The sequence below is a fragment of the Stieleria sp. JC731 genome, assembly GCF_020966635.1.
Classification (GTDB): domain Bacteria; phylum Planctomycetota; class Planctomycetia; order Pirellulales; family Pirellulaceae; genus Stieleria.
Genome location: NZ_JAJKFQ010000011.1, coordinates 1412163 through 1435856, shown reverse-complemented (window position 1 = coordinate 1435856; position 23694 = coordinate 1412163). Strand labels below are relative to the sequence as shown.

13 protein-coding genes are annotated in these 23694 nt (G+C 55.2%); 6 read left to right on the top strand and 7 right to left on the bottom strand.

Translation table 11 applies throughout. From position 1 onward, the window contains the following. Nucleotides 1–244: 244 nt before the first annotated feature. Together LOC67_RS22035 and LOC67_RS22030 are read left to right on the top strand one after the other, a co-directional pair. Nucleotides 245–1318 carry a hypothetical protein gene (locus LOC67_RS22035; RefSeq protein ID WP_230264974.1) on the top strand — a complete coding sequence of 358 codons (1074 nt, stop codon included), beginning with the start codon at nucleotides 245–247 and terminating at the stop codon, nucleotides 1316–1318. Nucleotides 1319–1577: 259 nt separating this feature from the next. Continuing rightward, the gene (locus LOC67_RS22030; RefSeq protein WP_230264973.1) at nucleotides 1578–1874 is read left to right on the top strand and encodes a hypothetical protein; all 297 of its coding nucleotides are present in this window, start codon (nucleotides 1578–1580) and stop codon (nucleotides 1872–1874) included. 33 nt (nucleotides 1875–1907) lie between these two features. On the opposite strand, the gene LOC67_RS22025 is transcribed toward LOC67_RS22030, so the two are convergent. From LOC67_RS22025 to LOC67_RS22015, 3 genes are all read right to left on the bottom strand, one after another. Further along, on the bottom strand, nucleotides 1908–4979 hold the full coding sequence (locus tag LOC67_RS22025) for an efflux RND transporter permease subunit (RefSeq protein ID WP_315861083.1): 3072 nt from the start codon (nucleotides 4977–4979) through the stop codon (nucleotides 1908–1910). 101 nt (nucleotides 4980–5080) lie between these two features. Continuing rightward, the gene (locus LOC67_RS22020) at nucleotides 5081–6337 is read right to left on the bottom strand and encodes an efflux RND transporter periplasmic adaptor subunit (RefSeq protein ID WP_230264971.1); all 1257 of its coding nucleotides are present in this window, start codon (nucleotides 6335–6337) and stop codon (nucleotides 5081–5083) included. Beyond that, the gene (locus tag LOC67_RS22015) at nucleotides 6330–7922 is read right to left on the bottom strand and encodes an efflux transporter outer membrane subunit (RefSeq protein ID WP_230264970.1); all 1593 of its coding nucleotides are present in this window, start codon (nucleotides 7920–7922) and stop codon (nucleotides 6330–6332) included. The genes LOC67_RS22020 and LOC67_RS22015 overlap by 8 nt, the downstream gene beginning before the upstream one ends. Nucleotides 7923–8201: 279 nt before the next feature. Here LOC67_RS22015 and aroA point away from each other — a divergent pair, with 279 nt between their 5' ends. From aroA to LOC67_RS22000, 3 genes are all read left to right on the top strand, one after another. Beyond that, complete coding sequence (gene aroA / locus LOC67_RS22010; RefSeq protein ID WP_230264969.1) at nucleotides 8202–9548, top strand: 3-phosphoshikimate 1-carboxyvinyltransferase; 1347 nt, start codon at nucleotides 8202–8204, stop codon at nucleotides 9546–9548. Between the two features lie 268 nt (nucleotides 9549–9816). Then, nucleotides 9817–11772 (top strand): DUF1549 and DUF1553 domain-containing protein, encoded by a 1956-nt coding sequence (locus LOC67_RS22005; RefSeq protein ID WP_230264968.1) that lies wholly within the window; start codon nucleotides 9817–9819, stop codon nucleotides 11770–11772. A 111-nt stretch (nucleotides 11773–11883) separates the two neighbouring features. Then, complete coding sequence (locus LOC67_RS22000) at nucleotides 11884–13179, top strand: DUF1501 domain-containing protein (protein WP_230264967.1); 1296 nt, start codon at nucleotides 11884–11886, stop codon at nucleotides 13177–13179. A 148-nt stretch (nucleotides 13180–13327) separates the two neighbouring features. Here the strand turns inward: LOC67_RS22000 and LOC67_RS21995 are convergent, their stop codons facing one another. The 4 genes from LOC67_RS21995 to LOC67_RS21980 form a co-directional block, all read right to left on the bottom strand. Continuing rightward, nucleotides 13328–14464, bottom strand: a complete 1137-nt coding sequence (locus LOC67_RS21995) for a BON domain-containing protein (RefSeq protein ID WP_230264966.1) — start codon at nucleotides 14462–14464, stop codon at nucleotides 13328–13330. Nucleotides 14465–14788: 324 nt separating this feature from the next. Next, complete coding sequence (trpA, locus tag LOC67_RS21990) at nucleotides 14789–15595, bottom strand: tryptophan synthase subunit alpha (RefSeq protein ID WP_230264965.1); 807 nt, start codon at nucleotides 15593–15595, stop codon at nucleotides 14789–14791. A gap of 325 nt (nucleotides 15596–15920) precedes the next feature. Beyond that, the gene (locus LOC67_RS21985; protein ID WP_230264964.1) at nucleotides 15921–17060 is read right to left on the bottom strand and encodes a hypothetical protein; all 1140 of its coding nucleotides are present in this window, start codon (nucleotides 17058–17060) and stop codon (nucleotides 15921–15923) included. 218 nt (nucleotides 17061–17278) lie between these two features. Then, nucleotides 17279–19240, bottom strand: a complete 1962-nt coding sequence (locus LOC67_RS21980) for a hypothetical protein (protein WP_230264963.1) — start codon at nucleotides 19238–19240, stop codon at nucleotides 17279–17281. A 402-nt stretch (nucleotides 19241–19642) separates the two neighbouring features. Here LOC67_RS21980 and LOC67_RS21975 point away from each other — a divergent pair, with 402 nt between their 5' ends. After that, nucleotides 19643–22912, top strand: a complete 3270-nt coding sequence (locus tag LOC67_RS21975) for a dockerin type I domain-containing protein (RefSeq protein WP_230264962.1) — start codon at nucleotides 19643–19645, stop codon at nucleotides 22910–22912. Nucleotides 22913–23694 lie beyond the last annotated feature (782 nt).

Below are 23694 nucleotides of genomic sequence, written 5' to 3'. Positions count from 1 at the left end.
GTGGGGGCAGCTTGACACGCTCGGATGAGGGGAGTTTTGCAATTGTAGCCTGGGGCTGGCAAAGGTCGACAGAGTTTCCACATGTCAAACTTTGCCCAGTTGGTGTCTGCGACTTGGAAATCGCGGTGTCGCAGCGGAACAAAGCCAACAGCGTTTCCTGTTTCACGTTGGATCGGATAGCGTACGTGACCTATATCGAAGTTCATCGTTTCTTCTTTTTTTCTCCAAGGAACTCGCCGCCACGATGGATCAGGAAGAATTCAACGGAAACGCCATCCCGGTTGATCAAGACTCAGTTTCACCAGTGACCGATGAGGTTGCACAAGCAACCGAACCGCTGCCGGAAGCAGCCGATGGCTCGCTGGAAACCAATACAGAACAATCCGAATCGTCCATGTCAGAGACTCCCGAACAGCCCGTCGCCGAAGCGATCCAAGACGAGGATTTGGATGCGGCCAGAGCCGCTTGGGAAGACGCTGACCAATCCCCCGAAGCAATCAGCCAAGAAGACCTTGAACGCGCCAGCGAGCTGGCTGAACCCTATGTCGGTCTGTGGAACAAACTGATCAGCACGACCAACTGGGAAAAAGGCCGCATCATCAGCGAGTGGAGAGCAAAACTGATAGCCTCCGGCGTTGACGCGACCCAATACAGCGATGAAGCGTGGTCACGAAGGGTCGGTGGAGTCACGTCCCCACACGTCGGACGCCTTCGACGTGTCTACGAACGTTTCAATGACACCTACGATAGCTATGAAGGACTTTACTGGAGTCACTTCTTAGCCGCGCTCGACTGGGAAGACGCTCCAATGTGGCTCGAAGGAGCCTCCAAGGAAAAATGGAGCATCTCCGCGATGCGAGAAAGCCGCTGGAAAGCGGAAGGGGCCGTCGAAAGCAACCGCCCAACGGCAAGCCAAATCGTTGAAGTCGACACGGACGAAGATGTGACGTTCAACGAGCCAGCCCAAGGTGATCGTAACTCCCGAGAGTACGACAACGATGGGTCTCCCGTCGCCACGGGACCAGTTCCCGAAGGACCTGACTTTGGCGAAGAGGAAGAGCTGCAAACCATGGCGGGTCAGGCAACCGCTACTGCAGGTGGCGAAACCGCCGAATCAGCCGACGCAGATTCGGACGAACGCCCGACCGACCCCGTCCAGCCTTTCATGGGGCTACCGGAGCTACCTGGCGACCTTTCCGATGCCGTCGAATCGATGAAACTTTCCATCTTGCGACATAAGTCATCTGGATGGCGCGACGTCGATCCGGATACGGTCCAACGTTACCTCGAAGCGATCGGAATTATGCTTCGCGTCTAATAAAATCGCTTTAGAACGCGGTTTTTGAAGGATTTGAGTCTCATTTTGTCCCATCGCCGGCAAGCGAAGCGTTTGCTGGCACGGGAAGTGCAACTTATCGAGAGCGTCAACAGCGATGCGGAGTCGCATCGCTTCAAAAACCTGACTAAATCCCAGATTCCGACAAGAAAGGCTCAAGTCGCACTTTCCGTGTTATGCGGTCTCCTGGGATGCTTTGGAAAAGGATGTCTCTTCTCTCTTCGGATGATGGATCGTCGATATGAGCCCAATTGAAATCACAAACGTGTTTATCGCACTGACCCTGCCAGTGGTTGGGCTGTGGGCGCTCCTATCAACGAAGCTGTCTGTTGGCGAAGAACTCGTGCGTGCAGAACGCCGCTTCATCACAACGCTGATCGTGACAAGCTTGATTACCCTTCGAACGGTAGCCGGTTTGCACGACGCGTGGTTGATCCACACGGTGACGCTGGCTGCAATGATCTTGGGAGTCTTTATCATCCCAGGACGTGGCGACATCACCGTGCGAACTGAGCATGAAGAGTTCGCTGCCTACTGAAACACCGCGGACGATCATTCATCCGCCAAGGCGTCATGATTCACTCGGAACCGTCGGACGACCAGTGAATAGCACGTGAATGTCTTCGAGAATCAGGTATAGGCAAGGCACCAACACAAGAATGATGGCTGTCGAAAACAGGATGCCGAATCCTAGCGAGATCGCCATCGGGATGATGTACTGTGCCTGCAACGAATCTTCGAAGATCAGCGGGACCAATCCGCCAAATGTGGTCAGCGTTGTCAACAGAATCGGTCTGAAGCGACGAACGCCCGCTTGCGAGATCGCTTCATAAGCCGAGCAAGTTTTCCTACGACGATTTGCATAGTCGATCATGATCAGTGAATCATTGATCACGACCCCCGAAAGCGCGATCACACCCATCAGGCTGACAAGCGAAATATCGTAGCCCAGCACAATGTGTCCTAAGACTGCACCAACGACGCCAAAGGGAATCGCCACCAAAACAACCAGTGGTTGAATGTAGCCACGGAAGGCGATCGCCAGCAGTGAATAAATCACCGCTAGGGCCAATCCGAACGATCCCCAAAGTGATGAAGTGGCCTGCCGCATTTCGGCATCGCTACCTTCGAAGCTCCACGTGATCCCGGGGTAGCTTTCACGAAGTTCGGGCAGCACATCGTTGCGAAGCGCTTGGATAACCTGAGTGACCGCACGTTTTGGCTCGACATCCATCGAAACGTTGATCACTCGCCTGCCGTCGCGTCTTTCGATCGAGCGGAAAGCGAGTGTCTGCTCAACATCAGCGACATCCAGCAACGGAACCTCGACTCCGGAAGGTGTCCGGATAATCAGATCCTCCAGGCTGTAGATGTCCTCCCGTTCGTCTTCGGGCAGTTTCACCCGCACTTCGTTTTCGTTTGTCCCACGCAGCAAACGCAGCGCGAGTGAACCAAAGAAAGCCCCGCGAAGCTGATCGCCCAGTTCTTCATCGGTCAAACCGAGCGCGCGACCTTCGGGACGCAATCGAAAGTCGTACTGGACTTTGCCTTTGTTGTAACTGTCACTGACATCACGCACATTCGCAAAGCTTTCGCACCGCTCGACCAGCGTCTGCGAAGCTTTTTCAAGAACGCTGATATCGCTGTGGCTCAGATCAATACTGATCGCGCGTCGATAGCCGCCCGGGCCGCTTTCGGCCTCGAACGTCACCTGATTCACCCCCGGCAAATCTCCGATCGAATCACGCCAGAGATCAATGACTTCTTTCGCGGTCATGTCACGCTGATCCGGCGGCTTCATCACGATCTCGACATCGATAAAGCTCTGGCCACGGACGTTCGTTTTGATGCCCTCGGCGACCTTGTAAAGGTCGTGCTCTTCGAACATTTTCAAACTGGCTTTGGTGACCGCATCGGCGATCTCGGCAGCTTGAGCTTGCGTGGTTCCGACAGGCATCCGCACCCCTGCTTCGATCTCATCGGCGGAGACTTCCGGCATCAGAATCATCCCCATGTGCGCGCTCGTGGCGTACCCGGTGACAATCAAGAAAAGCCCAAGGGCGATACTGGCGGTGACGTATCGGTATCGCAAACACAACAGTAGCACCGGCTGAAACGCGACTTCGATCAGCCTGTTGAATCCACGACTGAACGCTTGCTGGCCACCATGCAAGAAGCCGCCGAGTCCTCCTTTGCGACCTGCCTTGCGAGCGTGCGCCAAGTGTGCCGGCAGAATAAAGAGTGACTCGATCAGCGAAAGCGAAAGGACCAAGATCACCACGACGGGAAGAGGCCCCCAGAACTTTCCGGTTTCACCCGGGATGAACATCAACGGCACGAAGGCCACGATGTTCGTCAGGATACTGAAGACAACCGGACCGGCGACTTCACGCGTACCCTCAATCGCAGCACGCTCGTCATCCCCAGTCTCCAACCGCTTCTCATAAACGTTCTCACCGACGACAACCGCGTCATCGACGACGATTCCCAGCACGACAAGAAAGCCGAATAGCGAAATCATATTGACGCTGACATCAGCGACCGGCAGCAACAGCAAGCCGCCGATGAACGAAACCGCCATTCCCATCATCACCCAAAAGGCCAAGCGAAATTCCAAGAACAGCGCCAGAATCAAAAGAACGATCACGACAGCCATGATCGCGTTTTCGATCACCAAGTTAAGCCGCCTGCGAAACTCCTCTGCGTTGTTCCGATCCACCCGCCACTTGACGCCCGGGGGCAGCACCGATTCGAAACCTTCCATGGTCTCGGCAACCGCATTGGCCACATCACTCGGTGATTGCGAACCGGTGCGGAAGATATCCAGCTCAACGGATGGTGTTTGGCTGAACTGCGAGTGGAAACCGACCTCTTCAAATCCGTCGCGTATGCTGGCGATTTCACCGAGTGTCACGGCTGGTCCGTCGCGGCCGCTGACGACTTCCATCGCAGCGAATTCTTCGGCCCATTGTTTACGAGCCTTCACACGCAACAAGATCTCTCCCGCGTTGGTTTGCACCGATCCGGCGGGTACATCCTGACTGCTGCTGCGGATCACATTCGCGACATCGGAAAGCGTCAAACCGTATTCACGCAAACGCTGGCGTGGAATTTCGATGTGTGTCACATAGGCCGGTACGCGGCGCAGTTCGACCTGCGTGATTTGCTCGTGAGCCTGCAGTTGATCGCGAAGCTGTTCCGCCAGCTTGCGCAGTGCCCAAACATCGATCGGACCATACAAGGCAATTTGCATCGCTTCGCGCTGCTCCGACTGCAACCTGACCTCGGGCTGTTCGATTTGATCAGGGAACGTGCGGATCCGATTGACAGCTTGGTCGATGTCTTGGAACACTTTCATGCGTTCTTGACCGGCAACCAATTCGATCATCACACGCGCGCGACCTTCGCGGGCCTCGCTGGTGATCTCACGAATGCCTTCCACGCCGCGGATGGCGCCCTCGATGGGGCGCAAAATGCCCTGTTCGACTTCTTCAGGAGAAGCCCCCGGATATCCGACACTGACTTCGACAACGTCGAGCTGAAACTGCGGAAAGACTTCTTTCTGAATCGCAAATGCCGACCAGATTCCGCCACCCAGCAAAATAAACATCAACAGGTTTGCGGCGATCGAATTATGAGCCATCCAGGCGATCGGCCCGCGGAACCGGGGCGTCGTTTGATCGGCTGCCGGTTCGTTCTGAAGCGAAGTGTCTTCGCTGGTTTCGGTGTGAGAAGTCACCATGATCAAGACCCTACCTCGACATCAGAATCGTTGTCAGATTGCTGATCCGAGTCATCGCCGTTAATCTTCTTTAGACCGACACCTTCGGCGACAGTCGCCAGCGTCGTTTTGACAACTTCATCGCCTTCGTCTAGCCCAGCTGAAACGTAGGCATACTCTGCATCGCGAAAGACGACTTCGGCCTGACGGATCTCAAGCTTCTCATCCTTCATCACCCAAATCTTGTCGGATTCACGAACCAGCTTTCGTTCCAATCGAAACACATCTGGGATCGGTTTGCCTTCGATTTCAGTTTCGATCAAGGTCTCCAAAATCAGCGGCGGTGCATCAGCTTGTTGGCCCAACGGGTCAGCGATCGTTACTAAGACTCGTGCTAATCGAGTTTGCTGGTCCAGTGATCCGATCATCCGAGAAACCACCCCCATTCGCTCGGCACCTTCCGGCCAAGAATCTGGGTTCCGCAGACGAACCAACGAGCCCTCTGTTTTGGATCCGTCCGTGCCTTCTTTTGGGAACTGGATCCATTGCAAGCTGCGGACAGGCACCGCAGCGATGATCCAATATTCGTCGACACCGACCAGCTGAGCAAGCTCATCACCGGTCGCCACCTGGGAGCCCACATTAACCGAACGGGTTAGGATCTGCGCGTCGAAAGGCGCGAGGATCTTTGTTCGATCGAGATCCAATTTCGCTCGTTCGATCGCCGCTTCGGCCGCACTGACTTCGGCACGGATCGAAGCAATTTGTGGTTCACGAAGCACCAACGATCGGTTCGTTTCCTTGATCGTATTTTCTAGCAGAGCCAGTTCTTTCTTGGCTAAGCTCTGCCGCCCTTCTTCGATCTCAAGCGATGCCTGCGCCTGATCAAGTTCACTTTGGCTGATTGAAAGTGCATTTTCAAAGTCGGCAGGATCGATCTGCAACAGCAAGTCGCCTTTGCTAACCATTCCACCGGGAACGAAATTCGCAGACAGCTCGATCACTTGGCCACGAATCCGAGGACTTAGCGTGATATCCTGCGCCGGCTGAACTTTCCCAAGGACCACTAGCTTCGGCGAGTACGTTCCCCGAGTTACCGTGACGGTCTCGACCAAAGCGGACGACTTTCGAGTCGCGGTGATTTTTTCCGCCGTGGGCTCGGTACGATTGATCACGATGATCGCGGCAATCGAAGCACCAAGAATTGCGGCACAGGCAAGAACATTGCCTAAGAAACGTAACAATCGCCAGACGATACGTGGATTCGATTCATCAGTCATCTAAATCGGTCTCGGGAAGACGGTTCACCGATTTAAGTAACTCTTCGAAATCGTTGGCATTTCCAGGTGCGGAAATCTCCAACATCGGCTGGCCATTCATCCCATCCTGCAAACCGTTGATCTGCGAGATTTCCTGAGGTCCGATTTGCGATTCGCTTGAGTCGGTGACGTCTTCTATTTCAATAATGATTTGAGGTCGGGGTTCAAAGCCACCCGCAAGTGCAAGGTACAGCGACACGCGGATCAGCAGTAATTCTAATTGAGCTGTCAAAGTTTCGCGCTGCAACCTTTGTTCGGCGGTAATCGCACTGAGCACGTCAAGGTAGTCGGCGTCGCTAATGTAGTACTGCTCGCGAAGCTGCTCGGCGGCCTGTCCAGCCAATTCGGTTTGGGCACGGAGGTGTGTAAGCCGCTCAAGCTGGTATTTTTCTCGTGCGAGGCTGTCCTCGACTTCACGAAACGCGTTCAGCATGGTGTCGCCGTATTCGTTGAATCGCTGGCGCACCAGGGCGTTCGTTCGGTCAATCTCGGCGCGCCGCTGACCGCCGTCCAAAAGTGGTGCGACCAACTGGCCGCCGATCGACAGGAACCAGTCTCTGAACAGCGTTTCGGGCTTCTCCGCCGAATTCAGCAGCGAACCTGTCAGGTTCAAGCGGGGATACAGGTCCGTGATCGCCGAAGCGAGATCTTTGTTCGCCGCCATAAACGCCAAATAGTCTCGGCGGACGTCGGGACGCCGGCAAAGCAGCTCCGACGGCAAGCCAGTATCGGGCATGGGAGGCAAACCGGGCAGCTGGCGGCCTGTTCGATAGGCTGCGGTCTGCGGCATCTCGCCCAGCAAAACGGCCAATTGATGTTCCAGAACCTCGATCCGGGCTTTGACAACGACGGACTGTTCCAGGGTTGATTCGACCAGCTGTCGTTGCCGCAAAACGTCTGGACTGCGGATCAACCCCTGTCCGAAGCTGGCCTCTTGCAACAGCAAGCCCATCTGATTTGTTTCGATTTGGTCGTCGAGCAACGCCAATTGTGCGTTGGCCTCGATCAGCGAAAACCACGTCGTGGCGACTTCTGCCGTCAACGCTAACGCAACCGCGTGGTAATCCGCATGCGTTGCTGCGGCACGGAACTGCTCCGCTTGGACCCGCGATTCGATTCGCCCCCACAAGTCAACTTGATAGGACGCGTCCAATCCCCAGGTGTAGCTGGTGCTGTCGCTTCCAGGGCCAAAGGTGCTGCCGATCGAACCGACGCCGTTGAGGTCCGGGAACAGATCCGAAGCTTCACGCCGGGCAACCGCTCGCGCCGCGTTGAGACGCTGAATCGCTGTAGCCAGGGTGAAACTGCCATCGAACAACTGGTCAATTTGACGGTTCAAGCCTTCATCTTCAAACGTCACCCACCACTGATCCGGCGGTACGACTTGGCCACCGCCGGTGAACGCGGGTGGGGCCTCGGGGGTGAATTTGACTGGCGCGGTTTGTTTCTTCACAGCGCAGCCGCCACCGATAAGCAGACCAATAACTGGTACCAGGACTAGCCAGGGGACCAAGATCCCCTCGCGAAGCGATGCGAGGCTTTTCATAGCAGTGGTCTAAAATCTACGTCTTTGCTGCATCAAGCCCAATCGTCGTCGAACGCTGACACAATGACGATGCCTGCCCAGAAAGCCTTCAAAACAGCGGAATGAGTAAAACTGCGTTGCTTTCAGTTCCCAATCTTTCCATCGCAAGCACAATGGCAGACGGTTTCAAGCGGGATTGATCCAACCCGTAGCTGCCGGTGATACTGGCACATTGAAAGCTTCAGCCGCTGGAAACACACCAACCGTTTCCTCCCAGTCCCCCTAATTCGCCAGTCTCCCATGTCTTCTTCTGCCTCCGTCGATCCTCCAGCAAGCGTCGTCGTCACTCCTGGCGGCCCTGTTCGCGGAAGTGTTCGGCCACCGGGAAGCAAGAGCTTGACGAACCGAGCACTGATCTGTGCGGCAATGGCTGACGGTCAGTCGACGCTGTCGGGATGCCTTCGCAGCGAAGACACCGCAGTGATGATCGACAGTTTGCAAAAATGCAACGTGCACGTCGAAGTCGCTGGCGACACAATCCGCGTCGATGGCCGTTCGCGATCCAAACCCAGCGAGCTGGTGGAACTGTTTATCGCTAACAGCGGAACTAGCGTCCGTTTCTTGACAGCGGCGCTATCTGCAGCGGGTGGACACTATCGATTGTCTGGCGTGCCTCGCATGCATGAGCGACCGATCGCAGACCTTGTCGATGCCCTACGCGATGTTCAACAAGGTGAGATTCAATGTGAATCGGCGGGCGGCTGCCCACCAGTGCGAATTAACTCCGACGGCTGGGCGGGGCCAACCATCAAGGTCGCCGGGAACGTGAGCAGCCAATACCTCAGTGGCTTGATGATGGCGGCTCCGATCGCGATTGGAGACCGGCTACCCAAAATTACCATCGACGTAACGGGTGAACTGGTATCGCGCCCCTATGTCGACATGACTGCCGAAGTCATGCGATCGTTCGGAGCGAACGTAGCAATTCACGATGATGAAGAAACGTCCTGCGTTAATGTCGTCGTCTCTGAGAATGGCTATCGTGGTGTCGACTATGCGATCGAGCCGGACGCATCGGCGGCAAGTTACTTTTGGGCCGCCGCCGCCATTACCGGAGGAGAAGTCACGGTTGAAGGGCTAACGCCCGACGCCATGCAAGGTGATGTTGGTTTCTGCAAAGTCCTGGAGCAGATGGGTTGCACGTTTACATTCGATAATCATTCAATGACGATCAGCGGCAGGGCCCACCGTGGAATCGATGTCGACATGAACGCAATCAGCGATACCGTTCAAACACTGTCCGTGGTCGCATTGTTCGCTGACGGTCCGACGCGCGTTCGTGGTGTGGCACACAACCGCTTCAAAGAGACCGATCGCATCGGTGACTTGGCTTGCGAGCTTCGAAAGCTCGGTGCAACGGTCGATGAACATGAAGACGGCTTGACCGTGACACCACCAGCGGGAGGTATTCGACCGGCGACTTTGGAAACCTACCATGACCACCGCATGGCAATGAGCCTTTCGTTGGCAGGCCTAGCTGCTGAAGGCGTCCAAATCCTGGATCCATCCTGCACCGTTAAAACCTACCCCGAGTTTTTCAAGGATTTGGAAGACTTGATCGGCCGGCCACATCGCTGGGCTAACTGAAAGCTGGGCTAACTGAAAGCTGGGGCAGCTAAAAGCCGAGACGAGAATACGCGTTGGCATCTCTGGATTGTGAGCGCAGCACCGCAAGACGTTGCCGTGACTCGAACATGGCGTGACTTCGCTACGGTCTTGCTCTGTCAGCCACTGCAAAGTCGTCACCACGATGAACATGTGGGTGTTAGGCGAGCTAAAATGAGTACACCGGGCATCACCGCCTCGTTTACCTTTAGCGGCTGCTAATCCTCCCTCCTCATCATCGAAAGTCACCATGGGTCACGGAATTCGCCCCTGGAGCGATTGCCTGAATGCGTTGTTTGCGTTGGCGATCTGCCTGACCATCATCCCAACGTCTGCTCAGGCTCAAAAGAAAAAGCCCAAGAAACCAGCACCGCCAAAGATTCGTTTGCCGGAAAGCGTCCGTAAGACACCATCACACCTGATGGATGTTCATTCTGTTGATCCCCAGCGGAGAACGGAACTCGAATACGCCGCTTCAGAACTGGACCATCTAATCGAGAAAGATCTTGCCGAGCATGATCAAGTTCCCAATCAGGTCGCCAGCGACGAAGTCTTTCTGAGGCGGGTTTATTTGGACGTTGCCGGCCGAATCCCAACGCTCGACGAAACGACACGTTTTTTGGATTCCACCGATCCCGACAAACGTGTCGAACTGATCGATGAACTTCTTAGTAGCCCTGACTGGGTCAGTCATTCATATAACTTCTGGGCCGATACATTGCGGCTGGTCGAGCGTCCGCAACCGAATATCGTTGCCGAACCCTACTTGGCTTACATCAAGGATGTGATCCGCAACAACAAACCCTACGACAAATGGGTTTATGAAATGCTGACCGCGGAAGGCAAGGTCTGGGACAATCCCGCAGTCGGATATCAACTTCGCGATGACGGGATGCCGCTACCGTACATCGACAACACGGTGCGAGTCTTCCTGGGCACTCAGATCGGATGTGCTCAGTGCCATGATCATCCCTTCGATAACTGGACCCAGCATCAGTTTTACGAACTTGCGGCCTTCACCGCCGGGACGCGGACCCGAATCAAAAAGGGCGACCCGGGGTTTGAAAAAACGAATCCTGCAAACGCGTTGATTAACCAAGGACGCAAACACTTTGACAAAGGCCGCGTCCCAGGGTCGTTTCAGAGGATGTTGCGTGCGAACACCTACAGTGTCTCCGAAGTTAAATCGGAACTGCGTCTTCCACACGACTATGCATACAGCGACGCAAAGCCAAAGTCAGTCGTCAAGCCAGCGGTCCTATGGGGCGAAGTGCCATCGAAGGCGAAACAAGCATCACGGCGACATCAGTTTGCCGCGTGGTTAACGAGCCCTGATAACGAGCAATTCCGCCACACGATCGTCAACCGGTTCTGGAAGCGGTTCATGGGGATTGGATTCGTTGAACCCGTCGACGACTTTATCGAAGACACACCGCGTTCGAATCAAGCCGCGATGGATTTTCTGGGCAAGCAACTGGTGCGTTCTGGGTTTGACCTGAAAGACCTCACCAGAATTATTCTCTACTCGCGAACCTACCAGCGCACCGCGACCGATTACAGCTTGACCAGTGGCGAGCTATACCACTTTCCCGGTCCTGCGATTCGCCGGATGAGCGCCGAACAGGTCTGGGACTCGATGCTGACACTGGCAGTCCGCAACCCGATGCCGTTTCAACGGCCTACCGTCGACGAAATAAAAGATGCGGTCGATGTTGACTTTGCTTCACTAACCTTTGATGAAGCAAAAACGAAAGCCGACGCGTTTCAAAAGTCGTACTTCTTGCCGACTTACAAACGGGGGCTCAATGCGCATTCGTACAAAGGGAACATCCTTTGTCGCGCCAGCGAATTACCCTCGCCGCAAAGCGCCGAACACTTCCTGCGACAATTCGGTCAAGGCGATCGCGAAACCATCGACGGCTCGGATACCGAAGCCACTGTGCCGCAGATCCTGGCGATGTTCAATGGTCCAATCACCCACGTGATGCTCGAACCAGGCTCCGCAATCGTTGATGATGTCTTCGCGATTGAGCAAGCTCGCGATCGGGTAGACGCTATTTTTATGAGTGTCCTGTCACGCCGACCAACATCTCGTGATCGCATCACTGCGGCACGCGAGCTTTCCAAAACGGCCAATGATGCTGTCGGCTACGGCAACATCGTTTGGGCCTTGCTCAACACTCGCGAATTTTTGTTCATCCGGTAACACAACCGGATCGATGGCTTGCCTGTTGGTCGTGTCCCAACAGCCGAGCCGAAACACCCAAGTTAACAAAATTTGTCAACGCTCAATTCACCCGATCAACCAATCTTGGCCATGGCAAGCGACATCAAGAACGAAAACCGAAGAGACTTCATGCGTTCGGTCGCATCACAGTGTCTGGGCGTCAGCTTTGCCGGTGCCGTCGGTTCCGGATCAATACTATCGCTCGGCGAAGTACAGGCGGCAACGACACCGGCGGGTAAAGCCAAACACATCATCTATCTGTTTATGGAAGGTGCGATGACGCACCTCGACACCTTTGATCCGAAAACGGATGTCCCAGAGGCTGGTGAAACCAAACCGATCCAAACTCGAGTGCCTGGCATCGTGTTCGGCGACCGATTCCCAAAGCTGGCTTACCTCGCCGGTGCGCTTGCAGTCGTGCGATCACTATCCACCGAAACGGGGGCTCATGACAAAGCACAGTACTTGATGCGGACCTCGTACAAAAAGCTAAACAGCATCCAGCATCCCGGGATGGGCGCGTGGATGTTGTCACAACAGGGTCGGCTTAATCGTGAATTGCCGGGCAATTTCCTTGTCGGTGGCGGCAATCGCCATCCCGGATCTGGATTTCTTGAACCCGCTTTGTCACCGGTCCCGATTGCCAATCCGTCATCGGGCATCAAGAACATCAAGTTGCCAGACTATCTTCCCGAGTCGTTGTTTCAGCGGCGTCTACTGCTGGCGGAAAAGTTCGACACAAACTTCCAAACGTCACACCGCAGCAACCAAAAGATCGAAGCCTACAACCAACTCTACACCGAAGCTCGCAACCTGATGGGAAGCGACCACTTGAAGGTGTTTGACTTGAAAGACGAACCTGAAAATGTTCGTGAAGCCTATGGTGATAATACGTTGGGGCAGGGCTGTCTGTTGGCCAGACGACTGGTGCAATCGGGTGCCCGTTTCGTCGAAGTCACTTATGGCGGTTGGGATATGCATCAAGACCTCTACAACCGACTTGATGAACGCGCCAGCCAACTGGATAACGCCTTGGGGATCCTTTTAAAGGACCTTCATCGCACCGGCTTACTTGACGAAACGTTGGTGGTCCTGACGACCGAATTCGGTCGGAAGCCTTCGATCAACGCCAACGCCGGACGCGACCATCACCCCGGTGCTTTCTGTTCGCTGCTGGCCGGTGCGGGCATCAAAGGCGGGCAGGTCTATGGTGCCAGTGATAAACGCGGCTTCTCGGTTGATGACAGCCAGATGTCGGTTGCAGATTTCAACAAGACGATCGCAGCAGCGGCGGGCTTGCCCCTGGACAAAGAACTGTTTTCGCCAAACGGTCGCCCATTTAAGATCGGTGGCGATGGCGAAGCGATCGAAGACTTGCTGAGCTAACGTTGCGGCACAAATCGGTGCTCGACTGTTTCAATACAGACGCCAAAACTGACTGCCTGAAATCAAAAAAAGCCGCGAAGAACATTGGCTCTTCGCGGCTTCGTAATTCAGAACTGTGGCCGGCTGGGTCCGGTCCACCGAACGTTGATCAACGATCGGTGAAGTCTAGGAACCACCATCCGTCATCCCATTCCAGGGATACCTTACGCCATCCCAGAGGGACTTGTGGGTAAGGGTAGAATGGGCCGATGTAAGGCCATGCGGTTGGGCTGTACTGCTGAGGATAAGTCAGTGCAGCGTAGTTCGGGTACGATGCGTATCCTGGCCATGCGTAGTTAGGCAGGTTTGGTGCGTCGTAGCGTGGTGCACCTGCAGCGTAGTTCATAGGAACTGGCTGGCCGCTCACGGGAGTTCCCATGATTGGTGCCGAAGCTGGCATGACTTGAGCTCCCATGTGCTGTGGTGCAGCCATGGTTGGAACTTGGTCAACGCTCGCAGGAGCCATACGGTTGCTTGCCAACTGAGCTGGAACACCGGTCGCACGCACAGGTGCGATCGCTGGGCTTGGCTGGCTGTTGATCACGGTGATCTGTTGATCGATGCCTTGAACTCCGGGAGCCGATTGAGCGATCTGTACGATCTGATCAAGGGCAGCCTTCGTCGAAGCACGACCGTTCAAGCTGACGATGCCGTTGTTGCACTGAACGTCAACGCCGAAGCCGCGAAGGCTGCCGGTTTGCTGTGCGTTACTAAGTGCTTGAACGACGCTGTCAACAACTTGTTGATCGCTTACCGCTGGAGTCGCGTATTCAACCGCTGCGGTGGTGCGAACTTCGCCGGGTGCGATTTCAAGAGCTGGCTTGATCGCGGCAGGTTGCTCAACCACTGGTGCGGAATCGATTCCGGCGGTCAACATCTTGCGAAGAGATTCGCGAGACTTGGCCAGGGTTGCTGCGGCAGCCTTCTCAGGTGCTGCTTCAACCGCTGGGGTTGCCACGGCGTCTTTGACACTGACTTCATCAACAACTTTGGTGATGCCTTCGATGCCTTTTGCAGCAGCGAGAACCAAATCCTTTTGGCTCGTTTCGCTGACACTGCCGCGGAACAAGACAACGCCTTGATCGACTTTCATGTCGAGGGTGAAGTCTTTCAGAGCGCCCGCATCACGGGTGCTCTTCAATCGGGTCATAATTTCTTGGGCAATCTCGCGGTCTCCACCAAAAGCCGACGCCGGCCCAAAAGCGGTGATCGCAGCGATCGCCAATCCGAGATACTTTCGTCGCATGGGAAATGCCTCCTACAGTTCCAAATCGCTCCGGCCGGCGACGTTTTCCGAGCAGCCCCACGACAATGCGGGACTTCTCAATCGCGGGTGGTGCTCCGTCTACCGGAAAATCCGTTTCGGACCGGTGTTGCTGTAGATTTCGGCGATCGGCGCTTCGGCATGGTACGTTTTTTCGGATTTTGCCGTCGAATCAACCGGGCGACGCCGCAAAGATTACCCAGTTAACCACGCTTCTTCTTTTTAAGCTGATAGCTCGCTAATTTAAAACGAGCGAAGCATGACTCGGCCAGCAGACAGTGATGTGGACGAAACTTTGAACGTCGCTCAAACGGAGGCTTGATCGATTGACGTACGAAGCTGTTTCACAAATTCAGCCACAGAATCCGAAGCCGAACCGGGATCTGAGCTTTCTGAAATTCGGCGCACCACCGCCGATCCGACAATCAGACCGTCCGCAACCGGAGCGAGCTTTGCAGCTGTCTCGGGACCACTAATCCCAAATCCGATGCAAATTGGCAAGTCCGTTTGCTCACGCAACCAGCCAACGTTTTCCGTCAGATCTTCTGGCAGTGCGTTACGCTCGCCTGTGATGCCGGTCACACTGACGTAATACAGAAAACCGGTCGATGAGTTGGCGATCTGAATTTGGCGTTCGCGTGGCGTGGTCGGTGTGACCAACTGAATCAAGCTAAAATCCTTCTCACGACAAACAGCGGCCAGATCGGCAGCTTCTTCGACCAGCAAGTCTGGGACGATCGCTCCAGCGTATCCGGCTTTCATCGCTTGATCGACGTACTTCGCCAAACCAACGCGATAGATGATCGAATAGCTGACCATCGTGACCATCGGTAGGCCCACGGCGGCTGCGTTATCCGCGCCAAGTTTCATCGCATGCTCGAGGCGAAAACCGCTCTCCAAGGCTCGTTGATAAGAAGCCTGGATCACAGGCCCATCGGCGATCGGATCACTGTAGGGAATTCCAACCTCGCAAAGATCCGCACCGGCCGCATGAAGCTTTCGCAAAACAGCTGCAGAGGTTTCCAAATCTGGGTCGCCAGCGGTCAAAAACGGCATCAACGCCTTGCGATTTTCGGACTTCAGGCGTTTGAACAGGTCATCGATCGAAGACATGGATTATCCGGCTAATTCAATTGGTTAGGCACAGCTTCGTGCGCCGTGGCTGGTGGTGCGAAGTTGATTGGTCAGAGCGTAGTCGAATCGGAAGCTCGCGTTTAGCCCACATCCTGAGGAAACTGTTCACAGCGAAACCGACCGGAGAACATTCGCTGCACGGCGACCTTCCAAACCAAGTGGATTCGAGTTGCCGTCTGACCGAAACAAAACGACCAAGGATTCCGAAGGCCAAGGCTGCGACGTACATCGAGACAGACATCGCAGTGCCCCCTCTCGCAGGGCCCCTACATCACAGAAGTGCTTGCTCAATGCCTATGTAGATTTAACCGATGCGCTCCGCTTGAATCAGAGCCGCTGTGGTCATCGCCAATTGCAACAGTTGCCCAAGCGGGTTGGTTTCGATGCACGGTAGGATCAAATTCAGTCGCTCCACCACTGCGTTAGACGCGGTCATCGTTGGCGCTGTGAATGAACTGTCCCAACGGTGTTGCCGCAACCCTTCCATTGTTGTGGAAACGTCATCTCGGCACAAAACCGCGATAGGATCGGTACGTGGTGACGCGATCGCGAGATGAAGCTCTGGCAAACTCAAGCTCGCACGTCGATTTAACTCCTCAGATTCGACAGAGCGATTCCACGAAACATCGATCCCAGACGCAGTTCTAAGCAGCTGATTCCACCACCGCATCATGGGATCAAAACTGGAAGACCAACCAACCAATTGGTGTCGTGGTCGATCCAGATATGTGCTCAGCCTTAGTACCAGATTTTCGTGCCATTCTTTATCAACAAAGTTGTCGTTGATTGCGGCCGCACCGACCAGCAGCTGTATGACGTCCAAACCCAAGAACGCCGCTGGCAATAGCGTTGCTGGTGACAAGGTGCCAAAATAACCTTCCAAGACGTCGTTGGACTGCAGCGTCTGCCGACGGGACAGGAATGGAAATTGACCTTCGCCCCAGTCGTCTGGACGGGGAGAAACAACAGTCATCGGTGCCGGCAAATCAGCGCATTGATCGTTCCAGTGCGACAGGCGGTTGGAGAACAAGCGAAGTAGCGGCAATAGACGATCGCGGCTATGTACATCGTCGATTGCGATGATTCCGTATCGACGCTCAGCGAGGACGTCGCCGTAGCCCTGTCGCTCAAGTCGCCAGACCAACGATTGCGCGTAGTCGTTGTCCGATTCTAAATCGGCGAAATAGAGACGTGGTTTACTGCCTCGATCGGCACGAGACATTTCGTTGTGAAACGGATCACAACATGCTTGCGTCACTGCCGTCACCGACTGAACCGCTGAGGCTGGCCCCAAAACAACGATCGCATCAAGCTGATCGTGCAGCGAATTGGCAATTCGAAACACATGCCCCAATTCGCTTTCCTCGCGGTGCTGTTCATAGGACAGCAGCAACTGTTCGGGCAACCGAAAGAAGCCTTGATCGCAAGGCAATCGAGGTGCCAAGCGGTCTGGATGCCGATAGGCGACATCGTTGGCTTGAATCCACCGATCACGGCGCTGCTTCCAAACGGCCCGGGCCTCACGATCAGGCGCCTGGTACTTCGAAGATACCCGGTGCGTTAATGAGGATGGTGATAGATCGGACTCAGAACCTGCGGCTTCGTTGCCGCAGCTCAATTTAATCGTCGGACGATTCAATAGAAGGCACTACACAAAGGGAATCAGTTGTCCGATGACGAAGACCGATATTTATCGGCGATCCAGTTGCGAACGACCGTCAGTTTTTCGTCCTCGGTTCCAAACAGGATTTGCATCCCTTCTTCGCCGCCCACGATATCGAAAACTTGCAGGACTTGATCTTCGTTTAGCAGCCCTTGTTGCTGAAACAGACGGACTTCGGCCAGCGTGTGCAGGTTGCGTCCGCCGCCGCTCGCCAACAGAGCACCAATTCGCTTTTCCGCAACCGCAGGTGTCAAACGCGGCAGATCGATCGTCTTGGTCTGCCGATCAATAATCCCCATGAAGGCAGACAACTGTTCTTCGATGTATTCGCGTGAACCCAAGCCTTTGGTGCGTGACTTTTGGTTGAATTCCAACGTATCGATCGCCGGCGACGAACCGAAAGACTTTCCGCTGGCGACATGATAAAGCCTTAGCCGCGATATGTTCTGTGTAAATTCACCACGCAGTGGCTTCAGTAACACGTCGACATGGATCAACAAATCCAGCCCTGCGTCTTTGGCCGAAGCGATGCTTTGTGCTGAGTTCCCTTTGCCGACGTAAACGATCCCGGGTCGCCACAAAGGCAAATCAGACTCGGCCGATTCCAGTAGATCGACGAAGGAATTTGAAACCGCTTCGGCTTGACCTGCCCCGTCACTAACGTCGGTAAACGCGCGACCGAAAGCACCTTCGGCATACCGCTGATCGAATTGCTCACCGATGTAATCGACAACGGCACCTAAGTTGTCTTCCAGCTCACTTGCCGCTTGCTCGTCGAGCATCTGCCGTTCCATCGATGCGAGACGCTCGCCAGCCGATTGTGCTTTTGGTGCGATGTCCAAAGCATTTTGGCCACCAGGTCCGCCGGGAGCACCAGGTCCGCCGGGGCCTCCTGAGCCACTGGAGTAGCCGCTGTTATACATATTCGCCATGTCTTGCTGCGCGGCGTTTTGGGCCTCCATTTGCTCCCGCATGTCATCTTGGCTGTAGCCCCCAGATTGATCGCCCGTTCCTCCGGGTGCTCCGTAGCCCGCCGCCATCATGGATGGGTCTTGTGATCCCGGGCCTCCAGGAGCACCGTTTGCACGACTTGGAGTGTCCGACAAAGGCTGTGGGTCGGTGGCGTCGCCGCGAACGGACATCGAAATGCCCCAGCGGATTTGCCAGACGGGTCGTTTGAGTACGGCACTGTATTTGACAGCCGACATTTGCGGCTGAGCGTTTTCGAACTCGGCAACGATGTGTCCGAAATACAAGTCGCGGGCCAGCGCCGATGCGCCTTTGGTGTACGCGACCGTGGACTCATTCATCAAAACCGGACCGGAAGGGATTGGCGGTGCGGCATCGGGAGACGTCAAAGAGGCAACATCGGTACTTGCGACCGTTTTTGAAATCAGCTGCTGCATCAACGCCTGCGCGAAGCCTTGATTACCGCGTCCACCGGAACGCCCGCCGCCTCCGGGATAGCCGCTGCCTGGATACCCGCTACCACTGCTACCTGGATACCCACTGCTGCTCCCGCCCGGATACCCGCTGCCACTGCTTCCTGGGTACCCGCTACTGCTGCCACCCGGATAGCCACTGCCGCTACTGCTGCCGCCAGGGTAACCACTGCTGCTACTGCTTCCTGGGTAACCACTGCTGCTACTGCCGCCGGGATAGCCACTGCCGCTGGAGGGACCGCCAGAGGGGCTCACTGCTGGTGAGGATGAACCGCTGCTACTGTCGCTGCCACTACCGTAACCAGGAGGCGGACCGGCGGTGCCACCTTGATAGGCCTGACGCATCGTTTCGCTGACACCTGCACCCGCACCTTGGGCAGAAACGTCATTTGGCGTCGCTGCGAAAATCAGCGCCAAGCCTGCTGCCCCGATGGAGCCATACAAACGGGCTCGCAGCCAATCCCGGCGTCTCGGCTGGCGTGATACGATCGGATGAGCGGTAGTCTGGTTTGCAAACATTTGGCAGAACTCGTTTGGCGAGAGTCGATCACAAATCGGTTGCGATGGCTGATTCGGCCCGGTGTTGGTCAGATCAATTTTAACGTTTCAATCAAACTGACGATGCCATCGATTCAGCACGACCGTGCTTGCACCGGCGAAACTTGGCATGCGGCATCGCACCCTTCTTTGACGCGTTTAATTCTGGTAAAGAATCGTGTCATTCGTTTGAATTCTTGGGTCCGAATTCGTTCGCTACAGCGTATCATAGACGTCGTATCTAGCGAACGAAGAAAGGACAATCCGATCGGAATCCAGTAAAAGTTTCAAAAACTAGTCTACAGCCCTCCCCCGAGGGGAACTTTTCTCCGTATCTGCAGTCCAACAAACGTGTTGAGGTCCAAGGCCTCGGGCGAACGACGGGTGGGCGGCCTGACATCTTGGAAGCAACTTCAAAAGGAATACCGCATCATCATGGGAAGTAGGCGGCGATCGATTCGACGTGACAGCGAGACCGCTCGCCGCACGTTGTCGCTGCGCGGTACGATCAAGTCCGCCCTTAGCGGGAAACGGTCCGAAAACCGGCGTCGGCTTGTATTCGAGACGCTCGGCCAGCGACGTGTCTTGGCGGTCATCACCGGCTCGGTCTTTCATGACACCGATGGCTCAATGCGAGCCGAACAGGGCGAGCAGCGTCTGGAGTCTCGATTGGCGTACATCGACGCCAACGATAATGCTCAGTTGGATTCTGGCGAACGCTACGAGTTGGCAGACCAAGACGGCGTTTACCGTTTCGATGACGTCGAAACGGGAATCCACCCGGTACGACTTTTTGATGGCTCCAAGTCACAAAGGCAAACGTTCCCCGTCGAAGCGACCAGCCGACAACTGGCCCCGCAACTGGATCTTTCCGAAGCTGTCGACGCCGCTCGTGCTGACGATACCCTGCACATCGCGACCTCGACATCGCTAGTCCTGTTAAGCACATCCGGGACATCCGCACAAATACAGTCGCTTCCGTTTTCCGCTTCCGCCATTGTCGCCCCGCTCGTCGCGGACTCAGGCCAGAAAGCAACTTTGGTTCTCGGGGATGCTGGCAGTGGATCGGTTGACCAGAGCGGACTGTGGCTCGTTCGGCCACTAGGCAATGAACCCGAACTGCTGTTCTCCGGCACCAGTGTCGACGCGACCGTTGGCAACGATGGCTACGGACTGGTCGTCGAATACCAGGACGATCAAACACTGCTTCACTCGCTGCACGCGCCCTCCATTCGCCTTGATGATCAATCGGGCAATTTGATCTCGGTCGCGATCGATCAAACTCCACAGATCATCCCCGCGCAAGCACAAGTGCTCGCGTCCGGGTCCGCAATTAACGTCTCTGCCAATGCACCCGAATTGCCCAGCAGTCGAAGTGTGGTCGCTTGGCCGGTCGCAACTAGCGGCAATGACGGACAATCACTTCCAGCGCTGCAAACTTCGCTTTGGGACAACCGTTCGGCCGATTGGGTCGAAGGTTCTCAAACAGTCATCGTCGGCGCAACCGAACTGCTAAGCTTTGACGATGAAGCTGGCCTCTTAGCAATCCGAAACGCCGGTGGTCACGTCAGTGTTGTTGATGTCGATGCGAACTTTGCCGAACTGCAACGCTTCGACGATATTCATGGTCGCGCCCAATTCGTTGCCGACTTCGACGCGTTGGCGACGATCAACCAAAGCGATAGCGGCAACACGCTGACGCTACGCGGAATCCAGAACGCGCAAGAGCTAGGCTCAGTTGATCTCGGTGCAACGCCGCCACAAGCGGTCATTGCAGGCTCTGATTTTGCGTCCTACTTCGCATTATCCTCGACAGGTGTTTCCAAGATCTCGTTCCGACAATCGGAAGCCCACCGGGTTGAGGTCACACAGGCGAACGAAGTTTATCAAGCAGACTTCGGCGTCCATCTTGATCAACCCAATACGCCACCGGTAACGGAACCGACCTATTCAGCCAATGCCCTCGAAGACACGGCATTGACCATCAACCCGTCTCAGATTGCTCAGGTTGTCAACGACGATGATGGTGATCGTCTCATCCCGTTGATCGTCCAAGCCCCGACTCATGGCTCGGTCGACCTGTCCGAAGAAGGCGTTCTTACCTATCAACCGAACGCTGACTATTTCGGCGCCGATTCGTTCTCGTTGCGATTTCATGACGGCCAATCCGTCTCTTCGCCAATCGCTTTTTCGCTAAATGTCGCCGGTCAGCCGGACCCACCCTCGGGGATCATCTTTTCCGGCGGTGAAATCCCCGAGCATACCGAAGGCCCATACGTCGTTGGCAGCCTTCGGGTTGCCGATGTCGATTACGCTGATGGATACGGCGACGATTACCAACTTGCCGTCTTTGATCCCCGTTTCGATATCCGAAATGGCAATCTGGTCTTGGTCGATGGGCCCCTGAACTATGAATTCGAACCGGTCATCTATATGGCAGTTGCCGGTGTCGATCGTCAAACCGGGATCTACTTCAGCCAAGACATTGTCGTGCGAGTCGGGGATGAAAATGACCCGGTCACACAGTTAGTGATTGGTGGCAGCGAAGTCGATGAAAATGTGGCTGGAGCCTACATCGCCCGATTGAGCTCCTACGACGAAGACCGCAACCAGCCGACCATTTACTCAGTCGACGATGATCGCTTCGAAATCCGTAACGACAACGAGCTTTGGCTTAAGCACGACGAATCGCTCGACCATGAAACCGAACCCGTCCTCGTCATGACCGTCTCGGCAAGAGACGACGCCGGTAGTTCGATTTCGAAAGAATTCGAGTTGCAGGTGAAGGACCAACCCGAATACGGTGGTTCAATCTCGCTTAGCAACGAAACCGTGATGGAGCTGCATTCGGGCGCCACCGTCGGAAACGTTACGCTCGATTCGGTTAGCCAACCGGAAGGCTATACGTTGGCCGTGAACGATTCACGTTTCGAGATTGACGGGGCGACACTAAAACTGATCGACGATGTTTACGTTCGCTATTCTGCGGCCCAACAAATCGAACTAACGATCACAGCCTACGTTCCCGAAGGCGAGTCCAGCTCAATCGATAAAACGTTCTTAATCGAAGTCCTCGAAGATAGCTCTCCGTTTCATAACGACGAGAATCCCTACGACGTCGATGGGAATGGCACGATTAGCCCCAGCGATGCGCTGCGCATCATCAATTATCTGAATATCTACGGCCCCGGACCTGTCGGACCTGGTGACCCAGGCTTTGGATACGATGTCAATGGCGACGGCCAAGTTACCGCACTAGACGCATTGCTAATCATCAACATCTTGAACACCCTCGAAAACGGAGGAACTGTTGGTGGCGAGGCGACTAGAAATCCGACCGCTGGCAACGATCAAACGCCAAAGCCCCTGCCTTCCAGCCAAGACGACGAAACAACCGGCACCGGACCAGCCAATCATCTAGGTGGGGCGAAAGACCTAAGTCTATCTGGCACTGACGAGGCAGGCATCTCCGGCCCCCGCAAAACGGGCCCTAAAGCATTCTGGACCTCCGATTCGACCATCGATCCTTTTCTTTCCAGTGACGAAGCCCGCGAGGCAACTGACTGGCTGCGTGCAATCCGCGACGAAGAAGACGCCGAGCTAGCGATCGCAATCGATGAATTAATCCTGCTGCTGGAACGCTCTCTTCGGTAACGCATCCGAAGTCGCCATCCGCCCCATACGGGTTTGCTCCGAATAACCTCGTGTTCGGATACCGCAAGCCGGAATCAGCCGCTTGGCGCCAGCCTGCGGTTTCCGGTGTTGATTTCAACCGCGGCTAGCGTCTTTGCGGATCAGGTTAGAGACGTCCACTGAGCCGAATCGCACTAGCGACGGTTGATTTTAGGTGTGATGCGTTTGGGTTCATGCAACCGCGGCTAGCGCCTTTGCGGCTCAGATTGGAGAAGTGAACTGAGCCGAATCGCGCTAGCGACGGTTAAATAATTTCCAATCTCAACCGCACGCGATCGTAGCAGCGTTGAATTAGTACCATCGAAAAAAACTAACATCAGCCGCTTGGCGCCGGCCTGCGGTTCCCGGCATTAATTTCAACCGCAGCTAGCGTCTTTGCGGATCAGATTGGAGATGTGCACTGAGCCGTATTCGCGCTAGCGACGGTTGGCTGATTTCCAATCCCTACCGCACGCGATCGTAGCAGCGTTGAATTAGTACCATCGAAAAATACTAATATCAGCCGCTTGGCGCCAGCCTGCGGTTCCCGGCGTTAATTTCAACCGCGGCTATCGCCTTTGCGGCTCAGGTTGGAGATGTGCACTGAGCCGAATCGCGTTAGCGACGGTTGAATAATTTCCAATCTCAACCGCACGCGATCGTAGCAGCGTTGAATTAGTACCATCGAAAAAAACTAACATCAGCCGCTTGGCGCCAGCCTGCGGTTCCCGGCGTTGATTTCAACCGCGGCTAGCATCTTTCCG

Excerpts from the sequence above, each read along its gene's own strand:
- LOC67_RS22035 (WP_230264974.1), top strand. The coding sequence starts at position 245 with ATGGATCAGGAAGAATTCAACGGAAACGCCATCCCGGTTGATCAAGAC.
- LOC67_RS22030 (WP_230264973.1), top strand. The coding sequence starts at position 1,578 with ATGAGCCCAATTGAAATCACAAACGTGTTTATCGCACTGACCCTGCCA.
- LOC67_RS22025 (WP_315861083.1), bottom strand. The coding sequence starts at position 4,979 with ATGGCTCATAATTCGATCGCCGCAAACCTGTTGATGTTTATTTTGCTG.
- LOC67_RS22020 (WP_230264971.1), bottom strand. The coding sequence starts at position 6,337 with ATGACTGATGAATCGAATCCACGTATCGTCTGGCGATTGTTACGTTTC.
- LOC67_RS22015 (WP_230264970.1), bottom strand. The coding sequence starts at position 7,922 with ATGAAAAGCCTCGCATCGCTTCGCGAGGGGATCTTGGTCCCCTGGCTA.
- aroA (WP_230264969.1), top strand. The coding sequence starts at position 8,202 with ATGTCTTCTTCTGCCTCCGTCGATCCTCCAGCAAGCGTCGTCGTCACT.
- LOC67_RS22005 (WP_230264968.1), top strand. The coding sequence starts at position 9,817 with ATGGGTCACGGAATTCGCCCCTGGAGCGATTGCCTGAATGCGTTGTTT.
- LOC67_RS22000 (WP_230264967.1), top strand. The coding sequence starts at position 11,884 with ATGGCAAGCGACATCAAGAACGAAAACCGAAGAGACTTCATGCGTTCG.
- LOC67_RS21995 (WP_230264966.1), bottom strand. The coding sequence starts at position 14,464 with ATGCGACGAAAGTATCTCGGATTGGCGATCGCTGCGATCACCGCTTTT.
- trpA (WP_230264965.1), bottom strand. The coding sequence starts at position 15,595 with ATGTCTTCGATCGATGACCTGTTCAAACGCCTGAAGTCCGAAAATCGC.
- LOC67_RS21980 (WP_230264963.1), bottom strand. The coding sequence starts at position 19,240 with ATGTTTGCAAACCAGACTACCGCTCATCCGATCGTATCACGCCAGCCG.